Below are 24,678 nucleotides of genomic sequence, written 5' to 3'. Positions count from 1 at the left end.
GGGGGCGCGCGACCGTTGCCCTTGGGGGTGGGGGTGGGTGGGTGCGCTTGTCGGGTGAGTGGTGTCGGAGCTGGCGGTTACGCTCGGGCGTATGTCGTCTGCTCGTCGTCGTGCACGTAGTTATGAACCCGAGCGCACCTGGGGGGCGCTCGTTGCGCAGGCTGGGCATGTGCGGGACGCCGTGCGGGGGCTGGGGGCGGGGGAGTACGGGTTGCCGTCCGGGCTGGGGGGGTGGGATGTGGGGATGCTGGTCGCCCATGTCGTGCGGCAGATCGATGCGCTGGGGGCGGTGCTCGCGCAGCCGGAGCCGGCGGCTGGGGGGCCGGTGGTTGGGCTGGACGGGTGGACGCAGGCCACGGGGGCGGTTGCGGCGGAGTTGGATGCCGGGACCCGGGAGACGGCTGCGGGGATGGGGGATCCGGTCGGTGCGGTCGAGGCGGCGGTGGAGCGGCTGCCGGGGCTGCGGGCCGAGGCGTTGCGGCCGGGGCGGATGGTGCCCGGGCTGTCCGGGGGGATGCGGGCGCTGGACTTCACGGTGACCCGGCTCGTGGAGCTGGTCGTGCACACCGACGACCTGGCGCGGGCGACCGGCGCCGGGGCCGTACTGGACCGGCAGGCGCTCGCCGCGGCCGTGCGGGTGCTGGCCGACGGGCTCGCGGCGAAGGCGCCGGGGAATTCCGTGGAGGTGCGGGTGCCGCCGTACGCGGCGGTGCAGTGCGTGCAGGGGCCGCGGCACACCCGCGGCACCCCGCCGAACGTCGTCGAGACCGACCCCGTGACGTGGCTGCGGCTGGCCACCGGCCGTACGTCCTGGTCCGATGCCCTGTCCGCCGCCGCCCTCACCGCGAGCGGCGAACGCGCCGACCTCACGCCGTATCTGCCGGTCATGCGGTGACAGCCGCGTCACCTCATGGCGCGTCCGTCATGCGGTGCGGCATCCGGAACGCCCCGGTGCGTACCCCGACAATCTTGGCGTAATTACGCCGGTAATCGCGGGCGGTATATGCCGGCGCCCGGGCCCCGGCCTAGGCTTTCCGCAGCGGACCCGACCGGCGGCGCCGATCCTCCGGTCGCCGTGCCGCCCGGGAACGCGCCCGCCGGAACCCCCGTACCGGCGGGCGTTTCCCTGCTCCCCGTCCGCTCCGGAGCGGCGACTTCCGGCCAACCGGCGGCGGGGCCGCCCCCGCCGGGCGATGTGGATCACCCGCGCGGAGCAACACGTGCGCCCTATGATGCGGGCGAAGTGTCGGCGGCCGGGTGCGAACCCCATGACCGGCCGGCCGCCCCGCCTTGGGGGGTACGTCACACCCCCGTGCCTCCCAAGGCGCTACGCGCATAGAAGTGCTGATCGGCAGCACTTCGGGACCGTCCCCCGTTCGGACGACGGCCCAACCTGCCCTAGACTCGAAACGTGCCACGTGGTGACGGACGACTCAGCCACGACCTGCTCCCCGGAGAGAAGGGCCCCCAGGACGCGTGTGGCGTCTTCGGTGTCTGGGCCCCCGGCGAAGAGGTCGCCAAGCTCACCTATTTCGGGCTGTACGCCCTGCAGCACCGCGGACAGGAGTCCGCGGGCATCGCAGTGAGCAACGGCTCCCAGATCCTGGTCTTCAAGGACATGGGCCTGGTCTCCCAGGTCTTCGACGAGACCTCCCTCAGCTCGCTGACCGGCCACATCGCGGTCGGCCACGCCCGCTACTCCACCACCGGCGCCTCGGTGTGGGAGAACGCCCAGCCGACCTTCCGGGCGACCGCCCACGGCTCCCTCGCGCTCGGCCACAACGGCAACCTGGTCAACACCGCCGAGCTCGCCGAGATGGTCGCCGACCTGCCGCAGACCCCGGGCCGGGCCACCAAGGTCGCCGCGACCAACGACACCGACCTGATCACCGCGCTGCTGGCCGGGCAGACCGCCGAGGACGGCACCCCGCTGTCCGTGGAGGACGCCGCCCCGCAGGTGCTGCCGAGGATCAAGGGCGCCTTCAGCCTGGTCTACATGGACGAGCACACCCTCTACGCCGCCCGCGACCCGCAGGGCATCCGCCCGCTGGTGCTGGGCCGGCTGGAGCGCGGCTGGGTCGTGGCCTCCGAGAGCGCCGCCCTGGACATCTGCGGCGCGACCTTCGTCCGGGAGATCGAGCCCGGCGAGCTGGTCGCGATCGACGAGCAGGGCCTGCGCACCTCCCGCTTCGCCGCGGCCCGCCCCAAGGGCTGCGTCTTCGAGTACGTCTACCTCGCGCGCCCCGACACCGACATCGCCGGCCGCAACGTCTACCTCTCCCGGGTCGAGATGGGCCGCCGGCTCGCCGCCGAGGCGCCGGTCGAGGCCGACCTCGTCATAGCCACGCCCGAGTCCGGCACGCCGGCCGCGGTCGGCTACGCCGAGGCGAGCGGCATCCCGTACGGCTCGGGCCTGGTCAAGAACTCCTACGTCGGCCGGACCTTCATCCAGCCCTCGCAGACCATCCGGCAGCTCGGCATCCGCCTCAAGCTCAACCCGCTCAAGGAGGTCATCCGCGGCAAGCGGCTGGTCGTCGTGGACGACTCGATCGTCCGCGGCAACACCCAGCGGGCCCTGGTGCGGATGCTGCGCGAGGCGGGCGCGGCCGAGGTGCATGTACGGATCTCCTCGCCGCCGGTGAAGTGGCCGTGCTTCTTCGGCATCGACTTCGCCACCCGCGCCGAGCTGATCGCCAACGGGATGACGGTCGAGGAGATCGGCGCCTCGCTCGGCGCGGACTCGCTCGCGTACATCTCGCTGGACGCGATGGTCGAGGCGACCACGATCCCCAAGAACGATCTGTGCCGGGCCTGCTTCGACGGCGAGTACCCGATGGACCTGCCCGACCCCGAGCTGCTGGGCAAGCAGCTGCTGGAGGTCGAGCTGGCCGGCGGCGCCGACGCGGCCGACGCGCTGCGCAGGCCGTGAGCGCCCGACCCCGGGCCACCCCACACGCTTCCCGACCCGAAAGTGCCACCCATGCCTGAGACATCCGGCGCCACCCCCGCTGCCTCCGGTGCCAGCTACGCCGCCGCGGGCGTCGACATCGAGGCGGGCGACCGCGCGGTCGACCTGATGAAGGAGTGGGTCCGCAAGGCGAGCCGCCCCGAGGTCGTCGGCGGCATCGGCGGCTTCGCGGGCCTGTTCGACGCCTCCGCCCTCAAGCGCTACGAGCGCCCGCTGCTGGCGACCGCGACCGACGGCGTCGGTACCAAGGTCGACATCGCCCGCCGGATGGGCGTCTACGACACCATCGGCCACGACCTGGTCGGCATGGTCGTCGACGACCTGGTGGTGTGCGGGGCCGAGCCGCTGTTCATGACCGACTACATCTGCGTCGGGAAGGTCCACCCCGAGCGGATCGCCGCCCTCGTCAAGGGCGTCGCCGAGGGCTGCGTGCTGGCCGGCTGCGCCCTGGTCGGCGGCGAGACCGCCGAGCACCCGGGGCTGCTGGGCCCGGACGACTTCGACATCGCGGGCGCCGGCACCGGTGTCGTCGAGGCCGATCAGCTGCTGGGCGCGGACCGCATCCGTACGGGTGACGCGGTGATCGCGATCGAGTCCTCCGGACTTCACTCGAACGGGTACAGCCTGGTGCGGCATGTGCTGAACGAGGGCGACGGCTGGGAGCTGGACCGGCAGATCCCGGAGCTGGGCCGGACGCTCGGCGAGGAGCTGCTGGAGCCCACCAGGATCTATGCGCTGGACTGCCTGGCGCTCACCCGGATGACCGAGGTGCACGCGTTCGCGCACGTCACCGGCGGCGGGCTCGCCAGCAACCTGGCCCGGGTCGTGCCGGACCATCTGACGGTGACCGTGGACCGCGGCTCGTGGGTGCCCTCGCCGATCTTCGGGCTGGTCGGGATCGCCGGCCGGGTCGAGCGCTCGGAGCTGGAGCGCACCCTCAACATGGGCGTCGGCATGGTCGCGGTGGTGCCGCAGGAGTCGGTGGACGTCGCGCTGAGCGTGCTGGACGACCGGGACGTCGAGGCATGGGTGGCCGGCGAGGTCACCGAGCGGCAGACCGGCGACCCGGCCGTACAGCTGATCGGCGACTACGCGGGGTGAGGGCACGGAAAACCCGGTCAGAGGCTGGACGCCCCCGACCGGGTCACCGCAGGTGGTGTCGTTGCCGCGTCAAGCGCGACGACGCTGCGACGACGCAGAGGGTGAGCCGGAGGACTGGTCGTCCTCCTCGTCCTCGTCGTCGTCGTTGTAGAGATCCGCGTACTGGGCGTACGGGTCGTCGTCGTCCAACTCGTCGTCATCGTCGACAGGCTCCGGATTAACCGGCCTCGACGGCGATGCGCCCAGCTCGTCGGCCAGACGCGCAAGGTCCGTGCCGCCAGTGTTGTACTTCAACTGGCGGGCGACCTTCGTCTGCTTGGCCTTGGCCCGGCCGCGCCCCATGGCTCGACCCCCTTAACGGCGGGGCTCAGCGGCCCCGAGTCTTGACACGCGTTCATGATGCGGACGGTCTCTTCGCGGAGACGTGTCCGTAGGGCCTCAACGGTACCTGCTTCCGACGCCGCACGGTACGTCGCCCGCACGACGCGCGTCGGATCAGGGGCCGTTTCCCACCCTGTCCTGCCTGGTCAGGCCCGATTTTACCTGCTTCTAGCGCGAACTTGCTATCGGGCCGTGCATTCGGTCACGTGCGTCACTGTGGGCGCAGCCATTGCGCCGAGGGTGTAAGTTCCGCCATCCGGTGCTCGGCGAGCCGGTCGGCGGCCACCGCGGGCGGCACCCCGTCGGCCGCGGCCCGCTCGAAGATCGCCAGGGTGGTGTCGAAGATCCGGGTCGCCTTCGCCTTGGCCCGGTCAAAATCGAAACCGTGCAGTTCGTCCGCGACCTGGATGACGCCGCCGGCGTTCACGACGTAGTCGGGCGCGTAGAGGATGCCGCGGCCGGCCAGGTCCTTCTCGACGCCGGGGTGGGCGAGCTGGTTGTTGGCCGCGCCGCACACCACCGTCGCGGTCAGCGCGCCGACCGTCGCGTCGTCCAGGGCGCCGCCCAGCGCGCAGGGCGCGTACACGTCCAGCGGGGTGCGCACCAGCACCTCGGCGTCGCCGACCACGCCGACCTCGGGGTGCTTGTCGGTGATGGCCTCCACGGCGCTGGGCCGTACGTCGGTGACGACGACCTCGGCGCCGTCGTCGAGCAGATGCGTCACCAGGTGCTTGCCGACCTTGCCGACGCCGGCGATGCCGACCCGGCGCCCGCGCAGCGTCGGCTCGCCCCACTGGACCCGGGCGGCGGCGCGCATGCCCTGGAAGACGCCCCACGCGGTGAGCACCGAGGAGTCGCCGGCCCCGCCGTTGGCGGGCGAGCGGCCGGTCGTCCAGCGGTTCTCCCGCGCGACGACGTCCATGTCGGCCACGTACGTGCCGACGTCGCAGGCGGTGACGTAGCGTCCGCCGAGCGAGGCGACGAAGCGGCCGTAGGCGAGCAGCAGCTGCTCGGTCTTGCCGGTGTCCGGGTCGCCGATGATCACGGCCTTGCCGCCGCCGTGGTCGAGGCCGGCCAGCGCGTTCTTGTACGACATGCCGCGGGCGAGGTTGAGCGCGTCCTCGACGGCGGCCTCGTCGGAGGCGTAGGGGAAGAAGCGGGTGCCGCCGAGGGCGGGGCCCAGGGCGGTGGAGTGGATCGCGATGACGGCCTTGAGGCCCGAGTCGCGGTCCTGGCAGAGAACGACCTGCTCGTGCCCGCCCTGTTCCGATCGGAACAGCTTGGCGATGACACTCCCGGTCTCGCGTACGGCCGCCGGCTGCGCGGTCGGTCGTACGTCGGTCTGTCGTACGTCGGTCACGGTGGTGACTCCCATAGTCCAGTGGTGCCAGTCCTGTGGGTGCCTCGCGCCCCCCGTACGGGTGGCGGAGGGGTTCGAGGGCCCGGATTCGATGGCGACAGCGTAGGCCCTGCGGGGGCCGCGCAGTGGGCGGGTCGCCCGTAGGCGTGATCCCGTGTTCCGCCGGTGTCCGCGGGGGCCGCGCCGGGTACGGGCCGCGGGTGCCGCCAGTGGCCCGGATCACGTCCGGGGCGCCGGGCGGCGTGGGACGATCGACGCAGAGGGCCGTGGGCGGCACGGCGGCGCGAGGGAGCGGGCGTGGGCGGTTCACCGGTAGTGGTCCCGTACGCGGCGTATTTGCGCGTCTACGAGCCGCTGGCGGCCTTTCCCGAGCCCGAACGCGGCCATTGGTACCGCTACGCCGCCGCGGGCTCCTGCCGGACCGCACAGGACGAGCTGCGGCAGTCGCTCGCCGGGCTGGTGCCGGTGCCGCCGATCGCCGTGCCGGTGCACGAGAGCGCGGACGCCTTCGTCGCCGTCGTGGGCGGGGTGACGCACGTCTGCCCGTGGCGGACCAGGCTGCGCGGGTGGCTGGCGCTGGAGCAGTTCGGGCAGCAGCTGCCGCCGTCGGTGCTGGACGCGATGCTGCCGCCGGTGGTGCGCCGGCAGGCCGCCGCCGACCACGACTCCTGGCGCGAGCGCAACCCCGACGCGCGGCCGTGGATCCGCACCGCGACCTGGCACGTACCGGTGCGGTGGTTCGTGCTCGTCGCCGACGAGGAGCGGGAGTACGAGCCGGCGGGCGCCGGGGAGTCCAAGGAGCCGGTGATGCGCTACCGGACGCCCATGGTGCAGGCGCGGCGCCGGGTGGCGCGGGGCCTGCGGGTGCTCAAGGACGCGCTGGACGACGGGGGTCCGCTCGTCGACGGGCTCGTGGACGTCGGGCGCTGGCTGGAGGAGTTCCACCCGCGCTCGCTGGTGGAGCTGGACTACGGCGGCCTCGTGCACGTCATGGGCCCGGACGCGCTGGCCGAGGACCGCTCGGCGGCGGATGTCGCGGAGGGCCTGGCGGCGCTGCGGGCCGGCGACTCCGCGGCGGCGGGGGTGGCGTACGAGCGGCTGACCGAGCGGTGGCGGGCGGTGCGCGAGCTGCAGTTCTCCAGCTGACTCAACTCCTCTTGCGGCGGGCGGGCGTTGGGCTCCCCGGGCGGGGGGCTTTTCGGGCTTTCGGGTCAAGGGTGACGGAGAGCACGTACCTGGAGTCTTGCCTGCATCACCATGTGTCATGCCAAAATGGGACAACGGGTCCGCCTCGGGCTCGATTCGAAGGTGGGGATGTTGCAGATGATCGTCCTGTGACTGATCGTCACGCTCGCGTGACTGTCCGTTATGGCATGGTCCATCGGCTTCCGCCGAGCTTGAACACCTGAGAGGGCAAATCCATCGGTTTGGCCGACGCGGCTGGACGGATGGTGTAGTTGTAGTGCCGAGGACAAGCCGTTCGTCCTATTACCGACTCGGCCTGCGTCTGCCATTTCGGGCAACGCGGGTCAAGGTGCAGAATTCAGAGGAAAGAACCGCGCTGGTTCGGTTCTCTCAAGGAGGCCGCTCATGACCGCTCGCACCCCTGATGCCGAGCCGTTGCTCACCCCTGCCGAGGTCGCGACCATGTTCCGCGTCGACCCCAAGACGGTCACGCGCTGGGCCAAGGCAGGCAAGCTCACGTCCATCCGCACGCTGGGCGGCCACCGCCGCTACCGCGAGGCGGAGGTACGTGCGCTGCTCGCGGGCATTCCGCAGCAGCGCAGCGAGGCCTGACAAGCACGTCTGGACGCCGTCCCCTTCACGACGTCCGGCCCGCGGCGACCGCCCTGCCCCCATCAGGGACCGCCCCGCGGCCAGCTCCACCGGCTCCATCAGCAGTGCCACGCATGACGCGGATCCCGCCGGATCCGCCCGCAACACCACGCGCAACACCGCAGTAGAACCTCTGCTTCACCGGGATCGCATCGGACTCCGCCGGGTCCGATGCGGTCCTTTTTCGTGCCTTGGCACCACGTCCCGGACGTGGTGCCATTGCACATATTAAATCGACGCCCTTCCGGAGGGCGTCAGGTTCCGTGATCCCGGAACACATTTACGTGACTCCCGTCACATGCCGCGGCCTTGTGGATCTTGACCACGGTGCGGTAGTGAACTCCCGCGCCGCAAGGGGGTCACGGGGGGAGGGTGCTCGCCGATCAGCAACAGACCTGACGCGTAGGCGAGGACGACGAGTTGCACGCGGGCGTTGGCTTCACGGGGGGGTGGGCATGTGCGGCCCCGGCCTTCGGGCGGAGAGGGCTGGGCATGCGAAAGGCCCGCCTTAAGGGGGCGGGCCAGTGCTGAGGGTGTGCGGTCCTGACGGGATTTGCCCTGTTGGATTGCGGCTGGCGCCGCGGGCGCGGCCTCCACGGGGGCGGTGTGTGAAGGGCTCGGCTTCGGGGGGGTGGGGCGGTGTCTGGTGGGGGTGCGGTCCTGACGGGATTTGCTGTGTTTGTTTGCGGCTGGCGCCGCGGGCGCGGCCTCCACAGGGGTGGCATGCGAAAGGCCCGCCTTAAGGGGGCGGGCCAGTGGCAATGGGATGCGGTCCTGACGGGATTTGAACCCGCGGCCTCCACCTTGACAGGGTGGCGAGCACTCCAAACTGCTCCACAGGACCTTGCTGCGGGACAGACTGTACAGCAGGTCAGGGGGTGCGGTCGAACTCGATCGCGAGGGGGTGCGGGGGGTCAGGCCCAGGCGGTGTCGAGGGCCTTGAAGAGGCGTTTGTCGGAGACGGGGTACGCCGTGCCCAGGGCGTGGGCGAAGTAGCTGACGCGGAGCTCCTCGATCATCCAGCGGATGTCGCGGACGGCGGCGGGGACGGGGCGGCCGGGGGGCTGCGCGGCGAGCAGCTCGGCGTACTCGGACTGGATCTCGCGGACCTTCTCCATGCGCGTGGCGTCGCGTTGCACGCCCGTCGGCATCTGCTGGAGGCGGCGGTCCACGGCGACCAGGTAGCGCAGCACGTCGGGGAGGCGCTTGAGGCCCGCCTCGGTCACGAAGCCGGGATGCATCAGGCCAGCCAGCTGCTCGCGGACGTCCGCGACGTTCGCCAGCAGGGCCGGCGACCTCGTCTCCTTCAGCCGGCGCTCGCACGAGTGCCAGGCGGCCAGCACCTGCTGCACCTGGCGGACCGCCCGCACGGTCAGCTCCACCAGGTCCGCCCGGACCGCGTCGTACAGCTTGCGGTAGGACTCCTCGTCCCACGCCGGGCCGCCGTGCTCGGCGATGAGCCGGTCCGCCGCGGCGGTCGCGCAGTCCTCGAACAGCGCCTGGACGCTGCCGTGCGGGGTGCGGGACAACGCGAGCTTCTGCTGGTTGGACAGCTGGTCGGCGACGAACTTCGCCGGGTTCACCGGCACGTTGAGCAGGACCAGCCGGCGCGTCCCGCGCCACATCGCCGCCGCCTGCTCCGGCTCGGTGTCGAAGAGCTTCACCGCGACCGACGCGCCCTCGTCCACCAGCGCCGGATACGCCTTGACCGGCTGCCCGGCCCGCCGCGTCTCGAACGTGCGCGGCAGCGTGCCGACCGTCCAGTCCGTCAGGCCCGTGCGCTGCTCCACGGACGCCAGCGCCGGGTCCGAGGAGCGCTCGAAGGCCCGCGTGATGGCCTCCCGCGTCTTCGGCTTCAGGCGCAGCTTCAGCGCCGTGAGGTCCTTGTCCTCGGCCACCGTACGGCGCCGCTCGTCCACCACCCGGAAGGTGATCTTCAGATGGTCCGGCACCTTCGCCAGGTCGAAGTCCTCCGCCGTGACGGGCACGCCCACCATCCGCTGGAGCTCCCGCGCCAGGACGGACGGCAGCGGGTCCGGCCCCGCGACCGCACTCCCCTGGGCTTCGCCATGGGGGACCCCAAGGAACGCCTTCGCGTAGTTCGGCGCCGGCACGTAATGCCGGCGGATCGGCTTGGGCAGCGAGCGGATCAGCTCGGTGACGACCTGCTCGCGCAGGCCCGGGATCTGCCAGTCGAAGCCGTCCGGCACCGCCTGGTTGAGCACCTGGAGCGGGATGTGCACCGTCACGCCGTCCGCGTCCGTACCCGGCTCGAACTGGTACGTGACGCGGAACTTGAGCTTGCCCTGCCGCCAGGAGTCCGGGTAGTCGGCCTTGGTGACCGCCTCCGCGTTCTCGTTGATCAGCATCGAGTGCTCGAAGGTCAGCAACTCCGGCTCTTCGCGCCGCTTCTGCTTCCACCACGAGTCGAAGTGCGCCCCGGACACCACGTGTTCGGGGATGCGCGCGTCGTAGAAGTCGAACAGCGCCTCGTCGTCGACGAGGATGTCCCGCCGCCGGGCCCGGTGTTCGAGCTCCTCGACCTCGCCGAGCAGCTTGCGGTTGTCGTGGAAGAACTGGTGGTGCGTGCGCCAGTCGCCCTCCACGAGCGCGTTGCGGATGAACAGCTCGCGCGACGTCTCCGGGTCGATCCGCCCGTAGTTGACCTTGCGCTGCGCGACGAGCGGTACGCCGTACAGCGTCACCTTCTCGTACGCCATCACCGCCGCCTGGTCCTTCTCCCAGTGCGGCTCGCTGTAACTGCGCTTGACCAGGTGCTGCGCGAGCGGCTCCACCCACTCCGGCTCGATCTTCGCGTTGACCCGCGCCCACAGCCGGGAGGTCTCCACCAGCTCCGCCGACATCAGCCAGCGCGGCGGCTTCTTGAACAGCGCCGAGCCCGGGAAGACCGCGAACTTCGCGCTGCGGGCCCCCAGATACTCGTTCTTGTCGGTATCCTTCAGCCCGATGTGCGAGAGCAGCCCGGCCAGCAGCGACTGGTGCACCCGCACCGGATCGGCCGCGTCCTCGTCGCCCTTGGGCTCGACGACCGCGATGCCCATGGACTTCGCGACCTGCTTCAACTGGCTGTAGATGTCCTGCCATTCACGGATGCGCAGGTAGTTCAGGAACTCGCCGCGGCACATCCGGCGGAAGGCGGAGGACGACAAGTCCCGCTGCCGGCCGCGCAGATACGTCCACAGGTGCAGGAAGGACAGGAAGTCGCTGCCCTCGTCGCGGAAGCGCGCATGGCTCTGGTCGGCCTGCTGCTGCTTGTCCACGGGGCGCTCGCGCGGGTCCTGGATCGACAGCGCCGCCGCGATCACCATCACCTCGCGTACGCAGCCGTTGCGCTCCGCCTCCAGCACCATGCGGGCCAGCCGCGGGTCCACCGGCAGCTGGGCGAGCTTGCGGCCGGTCTGCGTCAGGCGCGCCCGCGGGTCCTTCTGCGCGGCGTCCAGCGCGCCCAGCTCCTCCAGCAGCTGCACGCCGTCCTTGATGTTGCGGCTGTCCGGCGGGTCGATGAAGGGGAAGCGGGCGATGTCGCCGAGGCCGGCCGCCGTCATCTGCAAGATGACCGAGGCGAGGTTGGTGCGGAGGATCTCCGCGTCGGTGAACTCCGGGCGGGAGAGGAAGTCGTCCTCGTCGTAGAGCCGGATGCAGATGCCGTCCGAGGTACGGCCGCAGCGGCCCTTGCGCTGGTTGGCGCTGGCCTGGCTGATCGGCTCGATCGGCAGCCGCTGCACCTTCGTGCGGTGGCTGTAGCGGGAGATGCGGGCGGTGCCGGGGTCGATGACGTACCGGATGCCGGGGACGGTGAGCGAGGTCTCGGCGACGTTGGTGGCGAGCACGACCCGGCGGCCGGCGTGCTGCTGGAAGACCCGGTGCTGCTCGGCCGACGACAGGCGCGCGTAGAGCGGCAGCACCTCGGTGTGCCGCAGCTGCTTCTTCTCCAGCGCGTCCGCGGTGTCGCGGATCTCCCGCTCGCCGGACAGGAAGACCAGGATGTCGCCCGGCCCCTCGGCCTGGAGCTCGTCGACGGCGTCGCAGATCGCGGTGACCTGGTCGCGGTCGGTGTCCGCCCCCTCCTCGGCGCCCTCCTCCAGCAGCGGCCGGTAGCGCACCTCGACCGGATACGTACGCCCGCTGACCTCGATGATCGGGGCGCCGCCGAAATGCCGGGAGAAGCGCTCCGGGTCGATCGTCGCCGAGGTGATGACGACCTTGAGGTCGGGGCGGCGGGGCAGCAGCTGGGCCAGGTAGCCGAGGATGAAGTCGATGTTGAGGCTGCGCTCGTGGGCCTCGTCGATGATGATCGTGTCGTACGCGCGCAGCTCGCGGTCGGTCTGGATCTCCGCGAGCATGATGCCGTCCGTCATGAGCTTGACCAGCGTCCGGTCGCCCACCTGGTCGGTGAAGCGGACCTTCCAGCCGACCGCCTCGCCCAGCGGCGTCCGCAGCTCCTCCGCGACGCGCTCGGCGACCGTGCGGGCCGCGATACGGCGCGGCTGCGTGTGCCCGATCAGGCCGCGCACCCCGCGGCCGAGCTCCAGGCAGATCTTCGGGATCTGCGTCGTCTTGCCCGAGCCGGTCTCGCCCGCGACGATCACCACCTGGTGGTCGCGGATCGCCGCGAGGATCTCGTCCTTCTTCTGGCTGACCGGCAGCGCCTGCGGGTACGTGATCTCCGGCACGCTCGCCGCGCGGGCCGCTATACGCTGCTCCCCGCGCTCGATCTCGGCGCCGATCTCGGCGAAGACCGCCTCGCGCGCTTCCGGTTTCCTGATCCGGCGCGCGCCGTCCAGCCGCCGCCCCAGGCGCTGCTCGTCGCGCAGCGAGAGGGTGGGGAGGCGGCGGGCCAGGTCGTCGATCGCGTAAGTAGACATACGGGCCCCATCGTCCCACCTGGGGTGTGTGCGGGGCGAACGCATTTCGCGGGGGAGGTTTCGGAGCGGGGGGCCGGGGGTCCAGGGGGGGGTGCCGAAAACGGTGGAGGCCCCGTCCCTTGCGGGAACGGGGCCTCCACCGTGCGGTGGCTGGGGCCGGGGTCGAACCGGCGACCTACCGCTTTTCAGGCGGTCGCTCGTACCAACTGAGCTACCCAGCCGCAGCGGTCCTGACGGGATTTGAACCCGCGGCCTCCACCTTGACAGGGTGGCGAGCACTCCAAACTGCTCCACAGGACCTTGCTGTACTGCTTGTGTTGCGCTTACTGCTTGTGCGCGGGACAAGTCTGACACATCAGAGCCGATGGTCCCGCACGGGTTTTCGCGACGCCCCCGGTGGCTTGCCCTCCGTCACCGGTCGAGCACTGCCTGGCAGGCCGTTGTCGCTGGATCAGCGTATCAGACCTGCGGATGCCTCCCGAAACCCGCGCGGGCGCGTGCCGCGTACCGCGTACCGGCGCCGTACCGCCGGGGCGCGGGGCGGGGCGCGGGTCAGCGGCGGGCGTACGCGGTGAGGCGGGCGTAGCCGAGGATGTGGCCGGACATGGTGAAGGCGGTGACCGTGGGCGGGGTCTCGGCGGGCAGGGCCAGGGTCGGGACGTCCAGGGCGTAGACGGTGATCCGGTAGCGGTGGGTGATGTCCCCGGCGGGCGGGCACGGGCCGAGGTAGCCCTCGGCGCCCGCGTCGTTGGTGCCGGTGACCGTGCCGGCGGGCGGTGCGGCCGGGTTCAGGGCGGTGCCGGTGGCCGGGATGTCCCATGTGACCCAGTGCCAGAATCCGGCGCCGGAGGGGGCGTCCGGGTCGAACATCGTGACGGCGTAGCTGCGGGTGCCGGCCGGGGCGCCGTGCCAGGACAGCCGGACCTGCCGGTTGCCGCCGGCGCACCCGAAGGCGTTCGCCCAGGTGCCGGCCGGGAAGGTGCCGCCGTCGCGCACGTCGGGGCTGGTGACGGCGAAGTGCGCGGCGCCCTGCGGGATGCCGTCGCGGATCTGCTGGTGGCCGTAGCGGGGCTGGTGCGCGGTGGTGCCCTGTGCGGTGACGGCGCCGGTCGCGAGGAGGGCTGCGGCGGCGGTCACGACGGCGGCGGTGGTGCGCAGGGGGTGGGGGCGGCGGGTGGTGGGCATGGCGTCCTCTTCCGGGGTGCGCGGGGGCTGTGGGCTCCGCGGGCGGGGTGGGCGGCTTGTACGGGGCCGGGCGCGGTGCCGGGCTCGGGGGCCGGGGTCCGTGCCGGGGTCTGTGCTGGGCTCGGTGGCCGAGGTCCGTGGCCGGGGTCCGTGGATGGGGTCCACCGTCCGGTGGTGGGGGCGGGGCGGGGAAGGCCGTGCGGAACCTGGCATCCGCAGTGCCAGGTTTCCCGGTGGACTGCGGGGGCGGCGGCTGCGGATCATGGGGGCATGGCGGAGAGCGGGGGTCGGCCCGAGGGGGGCGGGGGCTCGCGGCGGTCCACGGGCGGCGGTGGGCCGCGGCGGCCGGAGCTGGCGCGGTTCCTGCGGGCGATGCGGGGGCGGCTGGGCCCGGCGGACGTGGGGCTGCCCGACGAGGGGCGGCGGCGGACGCCCGGGCTGCGGCGGCAGGAGGTCGCGCAGCTCGCGGCGGTGAGCATCGACTGGTACATCCGGCTGGAGCAGGGGCGGGTGGGCGTGCCCGGCACGGCCGTCCTGGACGCGGTGGCCGACGCGCTGCGGCTCTCGCCCGCCGAGCGCCGGCACCTGTACCTGGTGGCGCGGGGTGAGGCGCCGCCGGTCGCGTACGCCCCGGCGCCGGTCACCGCGTCGCTGCGGATGCTGCTGGACGGGATGCCGCTGTGGCCCGCGTACGTCCTGGACTTCCGGATGGACGTGCTGGCGCGCAACTCCGCTGCCCTCGCGCTCTTCGGGGACGACTTCGGCACGGGGGACGCGGTGAACACCGCGTGGCTGATCTTCGCGCCGGACTCGCCGCTGCGCGCCGCCCAGTTGGACTGGGCGCGGGTCGCCCGCGAGACGGTCGGCAACCTGCGGGCCAACCACGCCCGGCATCCCGGTGACCCGCGCCTGACCGCGCTGGTCGCCGAACTGCACGCCCTGAGCCCGGAGTTCGCCGCCTGGTGGGACGACCACACGGTACGGACCCGGGCCCACGGCACGAAGCGGCTGCGCCATCCGACCGCCGGCGAACTGACCGTCGGCTACGACGTGTTGGCGACGTGCGACGGCTCCGAGCAGTACCTGGTGGCGGTCACGCCTGCGGATGCCGCGGCGGAACGCGCCCTGCGGCGGCTGCCGGCCGAACGCGGCGGGCTGTCGGGGGCGGGCAATGTGCACGCGATCGGGGCGTAGGGATTGCGGCGGGTGCGGTGAAGTGCGCGCCGCGGCCTAGAGGTTGGGCCGAGGGCGGTGTCCGTGCCTGCGGGCGTTGCGGCGCGCGCCGGGCGGCGGCGCTCAGCTCTTGCGGGCGGCCAGGACCGCGCGGAGTTGGCGCAGGGGGTCGGGGCCGAAGAAGCGCAGGACGACGGTGTCCGCGCCGGCGGCGGCCAGTTCACCGATACGGTCGGCGGCCCGGGCGGCCGTACCGGCGACGGTGAAGACCTCGTCCGGCGGGCAGCCCAGCCACTCGGCCTGGCTCTCGACGAACGGCCTTGTGGCGCGGGCCACTTCGCCGGCGTCGTCGCCGACGCAGGCGATCGCGTAGACCGTCATGCCGTGGCCATCCCCGGCGCCGCCCTTGCGGGCCAGCTCATGCGCGTACCGCACCTCGCGGGGGCCGTTGCCCTCGGCGAGCAGCGTGCCGTCCGCGACCCGCCCGGCCAGCTCCAGCGAGCGCGGCTGCACGACGCCGGCGACGATCGGCGGCACCTGCTGCGGCGGGTGCACCAGCCGCAGCCCGTCCAGCCGCACCTCGCGCCCGTCCACCGCGACCTGCTCCCCGCGCAGCAGCCCCCGTACCGCGAGGACCGTCTCCTCCAGCAGCGCCAGCGGCGAGCGCGGCGCGGCCCCGACCGAGGCCATCCACTCCCGCACGCCGTGCCCGATCCCGGCGACCAGCCGCCCGGGGAACGCCCGCTCCAGCGTGGCCAGTTCCATCGCCAGCAGCGCCGCACTCCGCAACGGCGCCGGCGCGATCCCCAGCCCCACCCGGACCCGCTCCGTCGCCCCGAGCGCGACCGCGGCGGCGGAGATCCCCCCGTTCCACCCCAGGTCCTCGACGACCCACAGGTCGTCCACCCCGGCCCCCTCCACCTCCCGCGCAAACCCCCGCAACCCCGCCGGATCCCACTCCCGGTCGTACATGACCCCGACCCGCACATTCCTCATCCCGCGAACCTATGCCGCCCGCCGAGCCGGATCAACGGCCCGGAGCGGGCGGGGCGTTCACGGCCACGTCAGCTGGAGGCCGGCCACGCCCACGGCGTACGCGGCCGGCCCGCCTTTGCCGATCGCCTCGTGCATGGCCTGCCGGCACCCGTGGAAGCGCTCGACCATCTCCATGGTCCGGAGCTGCTGGTTGTTGAGGTAGAAGAGGACCGCCGAGCGCTCGCGGACCGGCCTGATCTCCAGGTCGCGGGTCTTGATGCGCCCGTCCTTCGACAGCGGCACCCATCCCTGGTCCAGGCCGTGGGCGATCCAGTCCTGGTCCGAGACGTCCTGCGCGTCCGCCGGGAAGACCTCGCCGATCCTGTGCACCGCCCAGCCGAGGGCGCGCAGCTCGTCGGCGACCTTGCGGCCCAGGTTCCGGTCGAGGAAGAACTCATGCGGCAAGGTGCACCACGGCCCGGCACAGCTCCTCCACGTCGCCGGGCTCCATGTCGTACTCGTAGGCGATGTCCTCGACGGACTCGCCCGCCTCCCACAGGTCGACAACCGCCTTCACCGGAACCCGGTTCGCGGACACCACGGGCAGCCCGTGGCCGAAGCGGGGGTCGATGACGACGGGCACGGCGTCGCCGTACTGGCGCAGCCGCAGGCTGGACGGGAAGTCGTCGCCGCCGTCCCACGACAGGTAGCGCAGGTAGTCGTCGACAACCTCGCGGATGGGCGTCTGCCCGTCCCGCGCCCGGCGCAGGTCCCCGAGCCCGTGCTCGACGAAGATGTCGACGCCGTCGGTCGCGATCCGCCGCGAGACCAGGCCGTACGGTGTGTCGAAGGCCTTCCTGACCGCCTCGGCGGCCTCCCGGATCTGGCTCATCCGCAGCCCCATGGTGCGCAGCGACCGCAGCACGTACGCCTCCGCGACGGCGACGAACGGCACGGACGGCTGGTCCGCGCGCAGCGGCCGGACCTGGTGCACCAGCGGCGCCCCGGCCGCGCTGCGGGCCAGCCAGTCCGACAGCGTCGAGTGCGGCACCTGGAGGTACGACGCAGTCTCCCTGACCGTCAGCAGCCCGTCGCTGAACCTGTCGATCCCGCCCGTCATACGTGCCTCCTCCCGCCGTCGGCCGCTCCCTCCGATCTTCCCACGCCGCCCCGGCGCTTCAGGGGACATCAGGCGGGACGAGGCGGCCGTCGGTGGTGAGGGGTGGGTGGGGGAGGGCGGGGAGGTAGTGGCGGAGGAAGAGGGTCGCGGTGAGTTCGCGGCGGCTGCGGACGCCGAGCTTGTCGAAGACGCGGCGGAGGTGGTCCTGGACGGTGTACTCCGTGATGTGGAGGGCCGCGGAGATCTCGCTGCCGGAGCGGCCGAGCAGGACGTGCTGGGTGACGTCGCGTTCCCGGCGGGTCAGGCCGTACGCGTCGAGGACGAGCGCGGCGAGCTCGCCGGGCTGGCTGGGGGTGAGGGCGGCGTAGCAGAGCTCCGCGCCGGGCGGGCCCTGGCGCCAGGCGCTGATGGTGACCCAGCGACCGCCGCGGGCGCGCAGCCGGGCGGAGACGGGGCCGGGGGCGGGGGCGTGCCGGGCCTGCTGGAGGATCGCGGTGAGGGCGTACGGGTAGGGGGCGCGGCCGGGGCGGTGGTCCTCGTTCAGGCGGTCGAGCCAGTACGCGGCGGTGGGGCTGACGGAGGCGACCTCGCCGTCCGGGGCGGTCACGACCAGGCCGGGCGCCCCGGGCGTACCGGTGGCGTCGACGCCGCTGAGGAGCAGGGCCCGGCGCAGGGCGTCGGCCGCGGGGGCGGCGAGGGCTTCGGCGCGGCGCAGGTCGTCGGCGCCGAAGGGGCGCGAGCCGGCGGCCCGGCACAGGACGAGCAAGCCCCAGGTGTGGCCGTCGGCCTTGAGGGTGACGCGTAACTCGTCGTCGAGGCCGGCGGGCGCCAGGACGTCGCGGTGGTAGGGCCCCTGGCGGTGGCTCGTGCCGGGCGCGGCCGACCGGCTGAGCAGGCTGACCGTGCCGGGGCGGGCGGCGAGCGCGCGGATGTGCTCGGTGCCCTCCTGGGTGCCGTGCTCGATCTCGAAGAGCCGCGGCATCAGCTCGGGCGGGAAGCCGTGCTCGTGCAGCCCGCCGGTGTCGAGCAGCGTCGCCGGGTCGAGCATCACCGCGCACCACACGTCGGCCGGCACTTGGCGCAGCAGCTGCGTGCTCGCGGCCCTGAGGGCGCCGAGGGGCTGCGGGGGTTGCGGGGGTTGCGCGGGTTCCTGGAGCTGGGGCGTGCGGGGGCCGCCCCGCGGTCCTGCCATGGGTCGAGGGTAGGCAACTTCCCAGGAATCTGGGATGGGTTGCGGAGGATCCGGGTCCTTATCGTGGGAGCAGGACCCCGGGGAACGAGGTCCGTGTCAGGGGGGATGGGGGAGGGGCCGGCGTCCGGCCGGGGGGAAGGGCGGGAGCGGCACGCGTGACCGGGGGGAGGTCCGGGCGCGGCCCCGCCCGGGCCGGGCGAGGTCACGGCACGACCGGGGCGTGCTCCCGGCACGACCGGGGCGAGGTCCAGGCACGGTCGCGGCGAGGTCGAGGGAACCTCGCGGCCCGGCCCGGACGCCGCCCGGGGGGTGAGCCCCGGGACCGCCCCGCCGCGGTTGGTCGCACCGGCCCCTCCACCCCGCGAAGAGCCCCACCGTGCCGACCGCCGCCGGCGCGGGCAGCGGGCATGGCGCGGCGGTGAGGGGGAGTGTGATGGCGACGACCGAGGTCGCGCGGACGATGGGCCAGGGCCTGACGCGCCTGGAGAGCTACCTGCCGAGCACCCGTGGCGCGACCCTGTTCGGCGAGGCGCGGCGCATGCTCGACCACGCGCCCGAGGCGCAGCGCAAGGCGCAGCGGATGGTGGACGGCGCCTCCGCGGCGGGCGCGGCGGCCGGCGGCGCGCTCGCGCACCGCGTCAACGAGAACGGCCGCACCTTCTGGCAGCGTACGTTCGGCGCCTCGGCCCGCCGCCGCGCCGAGGAGGCGGAACTCGTCGAGCTCGCGTCGACGCTCGCCGGGGTGGTGGGCGCGGGCCTGGCCAAGGCCAAGGTGCGGCACGACGACAAGCGGCGGCGCGAGGCGGTGGCCCTGCTGGTGTGGCAGGTGGTGAACCTCGCGGCGCTCGCCGAGGGCACGGTCAACGCCTACAACGACGCCCTGCGTTGGCGGGTCCTGGACGCCCTCGACCTCACCCCGCAGGTACGCGGCCGGCTCGCGGCGACGCCGCTGCCGCAGTCCCACCAGGCCATCGTCGTACCGGAGTTGGAGCCGGGCGCGCGGGACGCGGTGGCCACGTACGCCTTCCACGCGTACGCGAACGCCGTCGGCGCGGACGAGGCGGTGCGGCAGATCGGACCGCTGCTGGTGCGGTTGGGCATGACGCGCACCGGCGGCGACCACTTCGCGCGTGTGGCGCGGGACGAATACCACTCCGAGGCCGCCGCGATGACCCACCACTACCGCGCCCTCCAACTGGCCGTCGCCGGCATCGGCCGGCACCTGTTCCTCCCGATGGACGTCATCACCGAGGCCGCGGCCCACGTCGTGCGCTACAACCCCTACGAGGCGGCCCGCGCCGAAAACCGCGCGCTCCTGGCGCAGTTCCTCCGCGCCTCGGGTGCCATCGGCGCCCTCGCCTCCGGCGGCGGCGTCGCCCCGGCGATGAGCATCGCCCTGTCCGCGGCGCAGCAGCTGTTCGGCCCCGGCGTCCAACCCCCGGCGCTCCAGGGCGCGTTCCTGGCGGTGGGGCAGGAGGCGAACCTGCCGCAGCCGGCGGTGCAGTCGCTGCTGGCCTGGAACGCGTGACGCGAGCGCGCCGGGGGGTGTCTGGCAAGTCCCGTCTGCCTGGCGGGGCTGGGCACGCATTCCCCCACGGCGGCGCGTGGGGGTGCCCCAGCTGCGTTGTCGGTCGTCGGCGCAGCCCTCCCCCTGCCTTCGGCGGGAGGCGCCCCGAGCGCTCTCCTCCCTCCGCCTTGCCCTCGCACGCACCCAGCCCCGCCGGCCCCCGCTCTGACGGGCGGGACGACGCTATGTGCCGGACACCCCCTAGTCGGCCTGCGGCCAGGGCCAGCCGAGCTGGAGGAACAGGCCGAGGCGGTCGCTGACCGCGCGGATCGAGGTGATCTTCCCGTCGGCCAGGGTGAAGATCCAGATCGCCTCGACCTCGAAGCTCCGCCCGGTCGGCTCGGGCATGCGCGGGTGGCTGCCGGTGTGGACGCCGCGCTGGGTGACGCGGGCGACCACCCGGTCGCCCTCCGCGATCAGTTCGTCCACCTGGACCGTGAGCGGGTCGAACGCGGCGAGCTGCTGGCGCAGTCCCTCGAACGCGGCGCCGGGTTCGTCGGGTTCACCGTGGATGATCTTGTTGTGGTCCACGACGTCGTGCGCCATGAACCGCGGCAGGTCCTCCAGCCGGCGCTCGCTCGACGCCGCGAAGAAGCCCGTGACCACTTTCTTGTTGTCGTCCACCACGGTGATCGCACCCCCATGTGCTCGAACGTCCGTCCGGGGCAAGCTTATCGACAAGATCGGCAAGGTGCCTCTGCCGGCCCCGGGGTGGCGTCAGGCGCGTTGGCGCAGGACCGCCGCGCCGCCCGGGGGGAGGGTGAGGCCCGCTGGGGGGATGTCGCGGGTGGTGAGGAGGTCGTGGCCGGGGGTGGGGGCGGTCGTGGGGGTGGGGGTGTGGTTGAGGAGGAAGAGCCAGCTCAGGGTGGGGTCGGTCGGGGAGTGGCGGCGGATGGCCTCGACGCCCGGGGGGAGGGGGACTTCGGGGTGGACGGCGGAGTCGGTGAGGAGGCGGGCGAGGAGGGCGGCGTAGGCGGTGTCGTCGAGGCGGGTGGCGGCGTACCAGGCCGTGCCGGCGCCGTGGGGGCAGCGGGTCAGGGCGGGGTGGCCGGTGAGGGGGCCCTCGGCGTAGGTGGTGACGGCCTCGGCGGGGGAGGCCAGGCGCAGCAGCTCGCTCCATTCGCTCGCCGTGGAGCCGTCGCTGAGGGGGAGCGTCGCGCCCGCGGGGAGCGGGCGGTACTCCTCGACGCGTACGCCGAGCGCGCGGCGCAGCGGCTCCGCGGGGTAGCCGCCGAGCCGGGCGTGGTGCCGCTCGTCGACGACGCCGGCGAAATGCTGGACCAGCAGCGTGCCGCCCGCGTGGACGTACGCCCGCAGGGCCCGCGCGGCGGCGTCGGAGAGCAGGAACAGCGCCGGGGCGATGAGGAGTTGGTAGCGGTCCAGCCCGGGGTCCGCGGGGTGGGCGAAGTCCGCCGTGATGCCCGCGTCCCACAGCGCGCGGTGCGCGCGGCGCAGCGCCGCGGGGTAGTCGAGGGACGCCGCGGGCAGGCCCTGGCCGTCCAGCGCCCACCAGCAGTCCGCGTCGTGCAGCACCGCGGCCCGGGCCCGTACGACCGAGCCGGCGACCTCGGCGAGCCGGGTCAACGCCGCGCCGGTGTCGGTGACTTCACGGAAGACCCGGGAGTCGGGCCCGGCGTGCGGCACCATCGCGGAGTGCCAGATCTCGGCGCCGGCCCTGGACTGCCGCCACTGGAAGAACATCGCGCCCTCCGAGCCGCGCGCGATGTGCGCGAGCGTGTGGCGCAGGATGTCGCCGGGCTCCTTGGGCAGCGTACGGTCCGCGGTGTAGACGGTGTTGGCGCCCTGCTCGACCAGCAGCCACGGCTTGCCGCCGCCGAAGGAACGGGCCCGGTCCGCGCCGAAGGCGATGTCGGCGGCGGCCCCGGGGCCGGGCTCGGCCGGGTAGTGGTCGATGCCGACGACGTCCACCTCGCGCCCGAACGCCCACAGGTCCAGCACCTGGTAGCCGGGCAGCATCAGGTTGGTGGTGACGGGCCGGTCCGCCGTCGTGCGCGCACGGATCGCGTCGCGCTGCTCGCGGTACGCGCCCAGCGCCAGGTCGGACCAGAACCGCCGGTAGTCCAGGGCGAGTCCGGGATTGCGGTGCCATTGCGTGGCGCGCGGCGGCAGCACCTGCTCCCAGGAACCGTACCGCTGGCTCCAAAAGGCCGTGCCCCAGGCGTCGTTGAGCGCGTCGAGCGTGCCGTGCCGGGCGCGCAGCCACACCCGGAAGGCGGCGGCAGCGTGGTCGCAGTGGCAGACGGTGGCGTACTCGTTGTGGACGTGCCACATCGCGACCGCCGGGTGCTCGCCGTAGCGTTCGGCGAGCGCCGAGGCGATCCGCACGCACGCCTGCCGGTAGGCGGGCGCGGCCAGGCAGTACGTGTCGCGGCTGCCGTGGCTGAGGCGGACGCCCTCGGCGGTGACGGGCATCGCGTCGGGGTGCGCGAGGGTGAACCACGGCGGGGGCGAGGCGGTGGGCGTGGCCAGGTCCACGGCGACGCCGTTGGCGTGCAGCCGCTCCAGATGCGCGTCCAGCCACCCGAAGTCGTAGGCGCCCTCCTCGGGTTCGAGCAGCGCCCAGGAGAAGACGCCGACCGTGGCGAGGTTGACGTGCGCCCAGCGCATGAGCAGGTCGTCCTCCTTCCACACGGACTCGTCCCACTGCTCGGGGTTGTAGTCGCCGCCGAACGCCAGCCGCCCGCCGAGCCGCCGCACCACGTCCGCCGCGCCGCCACCGCCCGGGCCCACTGCCCGGCCGTCCGCCGCGTCCCCTGCCCGGTCGCGCCCCGCGTCGCCCACCACGCTCTCCGCCCCGCCGCTCACGGCGCCGACTCCCCCTCGGCGATGGGCAGTTCCGCCCCGTCCCGCAGGAAGAGCGGTATCCGCTCCAGCGGCGCCGCCACCCGCACCACCGCCCCGCCCGCGTACTCCTCGCCGGTCCACGCGTCCTGCCACCGCGCCCCGCCCGGCAGCCACACCTCGCGCTCCCGCGCCCCCGCCCGCGTCACCGGCGCGACGAGCAGCGACGGCCCGCACATGAAGGCGTCCGCCACACCCCAACTGCGCTCGTCCGCGGGGAAGTCCACGAACAGCGGGCGCATCGGCGGCAGTCCGGTCCGCGCCGCGGTCCGCATCTGCGCGTCCACGTAAGGGCGCAGCCGCTCCCGCAGCAGCAGATACGTCCGCAGGATGCCGTACGCCTCCTCGCCGTACGACCACACCTCGTTGTCCAGGCCGGTCATGCCGGGCTCCAGCACCTGCTCCTCGCCGCGGAAGCCGTGCAGCCGGAACAGCGGGCAGAAGGCGCCGTACTGGAACCACCGCACGAGCAGCTCGCGGTACGCGGGGTCGGCGGGGTCGCCGCCGTGGAAGCCGCCGATGTCGGTGGTCCACCACGGGATGCCGGACATCATGACGTTGAGGCCCGCGGCGATCTGCGCCCGCAGCGAGGGATACGTCGTGGCGATGTCGCCGGACCACAGCGCGGCGCCGTAGCGCTGCGCGCCGGCCCACGAGGAGCGGTTGAGCGAGACCACGTCCGTCACCCCGCAGGACCGCAGGCCCTCCCACACCATGCGGGCGTTCTCCCGCGGGTAGAGGTTGCCGACCTCAAGGCCCGGCCCGGCGTGGTAGCGCAGGTTCGCCGGGTAGCCGGGCTTGAGCTCCGGTTCGCACGCGTCGAGCCAGAAGGTCGAGACGCCGTGCGCCAGGTAGTTGTCGCGCAGCCGCTCCCACACGTAGCCGCGCGCCTCCGCGTTCGTGGCGTCGTAGAAGGCGACCTGCGCCGAGTACGCGCCGAGGCCCTTGTCGGGCCAGTCGGCGTGCGCGACGGGGCCGTACTCGGTGCCGACGAGCAGGCCGTGGTCGCCCATCGGGTGGTAGTTCTCGCTCGCCGGGCTCACCGAAGGCCATACCGACACCATCAACCGCACGCCCATCTCGGCGAGTTCGGCGGTCATCGCGGCCGGGTCGGGCCACTGGGCGGGGTCAAAGCGCCAGTCGCCCAGGTGCGTCCAGTGGAAGAAGTCGCACACGATGACGGACAGCGGCAGCCCGCGCCGCTTGTACTCGCGTGCGACGGCGAGGAGTTCGTCCTGCGTGCGGTAGCGCAGCTTGCATTGCCAGAACCCCGAGGCCCAGGAGGGGAGTTCGGGCGCGTGCCCGGTGGCGTCGGCGTATCGGGCCAGGACGGACGCGGGTTGGCCCGCGGTGACCCAGTAGTCGGTCTGCCGGGCGCTGTCGGCGACCCAGCGCGTACCGGTCGCGGCGAGTTCGACCCGGCCGATCGCCGGGGAATTCCACAGGAAGCCGTAGCCGCGGCTGGAGACCAGGAAGGGGACGGTCACCTCGGCGTTGCGCTGCACGAGGTCGATGACGGCGCCCTTCTGGTCGAGCAGGCCGTGGGTGTGCTGGCCCAGGCCGTAGAAGCGCTCGCCGTCGTGGCCGCGGAAGCGCTGCTCGATGCGGTGGTAGCCGTTGCCGGTCGCGGTGGTGAGCCTGGGGCCCGGCCACCAGAAGTGGTGCGGCTCCTCGGCGAGCAGCTCGGCGCCGTCCGCGGTGCGCAGGAAGGTCAACCGGCCGGCGTCCGCCGGGAGATACGGGGTGAGCCGGCCGTCCGTGCCGGCGTCGATGCGTACGGTCAGGGCGCCGTTGACGAGCGTCGCGCTGTGCTCGGCCACGCTCACCGCCACCGGGTCCGGCGACGGCGGCGGGCCGCCGGGCAGCAGCGCACCCGGCAGGTCGTCGAGCAACTCCCCGCCGGGCACGGCCCGGACCCGGACCGAGTCCTGCCCCCACGCCTCGACGCGCAGGGTCTCGCCCTTGGCACGCCACTCCAGGGCGTGGCCGAGGTCGCGGAAGAAGGTGGGCATGCGAAAGCTCCCGGTGTGCTTGGGCGTTGACGTAGGGGCGGAAAGGTGTGCGGGGCGGGC

At 73.3% G+C, this 24,678-nt stretch carries 18 protein-coding genes and 3 tRNA genes; 7 read left to right on the top strand and 14 right to left on the bottom strand.

Annotation, left to right across the window (positions count from 1 at the left end):
* Nucleotides 1-91: 91 nt before the first annotated feature.
* From HCN08_RS24765 to purM, 3 genes are all read left to right on the top strand, one after another.
* Nucleotides 92-895: a maleylpyruvate isomerase family mycothiol-dependent enzyme gene (locus tag HCN08_RS24765; RefSeq protein ID WP_167985435.1), complete on the top strand. Its 804-nt coding sequence runs from the start codon at nucleotides 92-94 to the stop codon at nucleotides 893-895.
* A gap of 516 nt (nucleotides 896-1,411) precedes the next feature.
* On the top strand, nucleotides 1,412-2,929 hold the full coding sequence (purF, locus tag HCN08_RS24760) for an amidophosphoribosyltransferase (protein ID WP_167985434.1): 1,518 nt from the start codon (nucleotides 1,412-1,414) through the stop codon (nucleotides 2,927-2,929).
* 51 nt (nucleotides 2,930-2,980) lie between these two features.
* Nucleotides 2,981-4,069: a phosphoribosylformylglycinamidine cyclo-ligase gene (gene purM, locus HCN08_RS24755; RefSeq protein WP_167985433.1), complete on the top strand. Its 1,089-nt coding sequence runs from the start codon at nucleotides 2,981-2,983 to the stop codon at nucleotides 4,067-4,069.
* Nucleotides 4,070-4,138: 69 nt separating this feature from the next.
* On the opposite strand, the gene HCN08_RS24750 is transcribed toward purM, so the two are convergent.
* Both HCN08_RS24750 and HCN08_RS24745 read right to left on the bottom strand, forming a co-directional pair.
* Complete coding sequence (locus tag HCN08_RS24750) at nucleotides 4,139-4,411, bottom strand: DUF3073 domain-containing protein (protein ID WP_167985432.1); 273 nt, start codon at nucleotides 4,409-4,411, stop codon at nucleotides 4,139-4,141.
* 250 nt (nucleotides 4,412-4,661) lie between these two features.
* Nucleotides 4,662-5,825: a Leu/Phe/Val dehydrogenase gene (locus HCN08_RS24745; protein WP_167985431.1), complete on the bottom strand. Its 1,164-nt coding sequence runs from the start codon at nucleotides 5,823-5,825 to the stop codon at nucleotides 4,662-4,664.
* 282 nt (nucleotides 5,826-6,107) lie between these two features.
* On the opposite strand from HCN08_RS24745, the gene HCN08_RS24740 reads away from it, so the two are divergent.
* The gene (locus HCN08_RS24740) at nucleotides 6,108-6,956 is read left to right on the top strand and encodes a hypothetical protein (protein ID WP_167985430.1); all 849 of its coding nucleotides are present in this window, start codon (nucleotides 6,108-6,110) and stop codon (nucleotides 6,954-6,956) included.
* A gap of 444 nt (nucleotides 6,957-7,400) precedes the next feature.
* Nucleotides 7,401-7,607 (top strand): developmental transcriptional regulator BldC, encoded by a 207-nt coding sequence (gene bldC / locus HCN08_RS24735; protein WP_003949541.1) that lies wholly within the window; start codon nucleotides 7,401-7,403, stop codon nucleotides 7,605-7,607.
* 808 nt (nucleotides 7,608-8,415) lie between these two features.
* Here the strand turns inward: bldC and HCN08_RS24730 are convergent.
* From HCN08_RS24730 to HCN08_RS24710, 5 genes are all read right to left on the bottom strand, one after another.
* Nucleotides 8,416-8,490, bottom strand: a tRNA-Asp gene (locus tag HCN08_RS24730).
* A gap of 70 nt (nucleotides 8,491-8,560) precedes the next feature.
* Nucleotides 8,561-12,532: an ATP-dependent RNA helicase HrpA gene (hrpA, locus tag HCN08_RS24725; protein WP_167985429.1), complete on the bottom strand. Its 3,972-nt coding sequence runs from the start codon at nucleotides 12,530-12,532 to the stop codon at nucleotides 8,561-8,563.
* Between the two features lie 147 nt (nucleotides 12,533-12,679).
* Nucleotides 12,680-12,753, bottom strand: a tRNA-Phe gene (locus tag HCN08_RS24720).
* Nucleotides 12,754-12,757: 4 nt separating this feature from the next.
* Nucleotides 12,758-12,832 (bottom strand) — tRNA-Asp (locus HCN08_RS24715).
* Between the two features lie 252 nt (nucleotides 12,833-13,084).
* The gene (locus tag HCN08_RS24710) at nucleotides 13,085-13,717 is read right to left on the bottom strand and encodes a YbhB/YbcL family Raf kinase inhibitor-like protein (RefSeq protein ID WP_167985428.1); all 633 of its coding nucleotides are present in this window, start codon (nucleotides 13,715-13,717) and stop codon (nucleotides 13,085-13,087) included.
* A gap of 270 nt (nucleotides 13,718-13,987) precedes the next feature.
* On the opposite strand from HCN08_RS24710, the gene HCN08_RS24705 reads away from it, so the two are divergent.
* Complete coding sequence (locus HCN08_RS24705) at nucleotides 13,988-14,911, top strand: helix-turn-helix transcriptional regulator (protein WP_167985427.1); 924 nt, start codon at nucleotides 13,988-13,990, stop codon at nucleotides 14,909-14,911.
* Nucleotides 14,912-15,013: 102 nt separating this feature from the next.
* Here the strand turns inward: HCN08_RS24705 and HCN08_RS24700 are convergent, their stop codons facing one another.
* From HCN08_RS24700 to HCN08_RS24685, 4 genes are read right to left on the bottom strand one after another with little or no spacing between them, the layout of a single operon-like run.
* Nucleotides 15,014-15,886, bottom strand: coding sequence for an LLM class flavin-dependent oxidoreductase (locus HCN08_RS24700; RefSeq protein WP_167985426.1), 873 nt, complete (start codon nucleotides 15,884-15,886; stop codon nucleotides 15,014-15,016).
* A 57-nt stretch (nucleotides 15,887-15,943) separates the two neighbouring features.
* Nucleotides 15,944-16,330 (bottom strand): PIN-like domain-containing protein, encoded by a 387-nt coding sequence (locus HCN08_RS24695; protein WP_167985425.1) that lies wholly within the window; start codon nucleotides 16,328-16,330, stop codon nucleotides 15,944-15,946.
* Nucleotides 16,320-16,985, bottom strand: coding sequence for a DUF433 domain-containing protein (locus HCN08_RS24690; protein WP_167985424.1), 666 nt, complete (start codon nucleotides 16,983-16,985; stop codon nucleotides 16,320-16,322). The genes HCN08_RS24695 and HCN08_RS24690 overlap by 11 nt, the downstream gene beginning before the upstream one ends.
* A gap of 58 nt (nucleotides 16,986-17,043) precedes the next feature.
* Nucleotides 17,044-18,177 (bottom strand): helix-turn-helix transcriptional regulator, encoded by a 1,134-nt coding sequence (locus tag HCN08_RS24685; RefSeq protein ID WP_167985423.1) that lies wholly within the window; start codon nucleotides 18,175-18,177, stop codon nucleotides 17,044-17,046.
* A gap of 433 nt (nucleotides 18,178-18,610) precedes the next feature.
* Here HCN08_RS24685 and HCN08_RS24680 point away from each other — a divergent pair, with 433 nt between their 5' ends.
* Nucleotides 18,611-19,705 (top strand): hypothetical protein, encoded by a 1,095-nt coding sequence (locus HCN08_RS24680; RefSeq protein ID WP_167985422.1) that lies wholly within the window; start codon nucleotides 18,611-18,613, stop codon nucleotides 19,703-19,705.
* A gap of 240 nt (nucleotides 19,706-19,945) precedes the next feature.
* Here HCN08_RS24680 and HCN08_RS24675 read toward each other — a convergent pair whose 3' ends face one another.
* The 3 genes from HCN08_RS24675 to HCN08_RS24665 all read right to left on the bottom strand — a co-directional run bounded on the left by HCN08_RS24675 (nucleotide 19,946) and on the right by HCN08_RS24665 (nucleotide 24,618).
* The gene (locus tag HCN08_RS24675; RefSeq protein WP_322974659.1) at nucleotides 19,946-20,368 is read right to left on the bottom strand and encodes an ester cyclase; all 423 of its coding nucleotides are present in this window, start codon (nucleotides 20,366-20,368) and stop codon (nucleotides 19,946-19,948) included.
* A gap of 93 nt (nucleotides 20,369-20,461) precedes the next feature.
* Entirely contained in the window at nucleotides 20,462-22,570 is a 2,109-nt protein-coding gene (locus HCN08_RS24670; RefSeq protein ID WP_322974658.1) for a beta-galactosidase, read from the bottom strand.
* A complete protein-coding gene (locus HCN08_RS24665) occupies nucleotides 22,567-24,618 on the bottom strand; it encodes a glycoside hydrolase family 31 protein (protein WP_167985421.1) in 2,052 nt (683 codons plus the stop codon). The genes HCN08_RS24670 and HCN08_RS24665 overlap by 4 nt, the downstream gene beginning before the upstream one ends.
* Between the last annotated feature and the right edge of the window lie 60 nt (nucleotides 24,619-24,678).

It is taken from the genome of Actinacidiphila epipremni (assembly GCF_012034175.1).
GTDB classification, from domain to species: Bacteria; Actinomycetota; Actinomycetes; order Streptomycetales; family Streptomycetaceae; genus Actinacidiphila; species Actinacidiphila epipremni.
The sequence above is the reverse complement of the archived record's forward strand: the minus strand, read 5'-3'. Positions and strand labels throughout refer to the sequence as shown.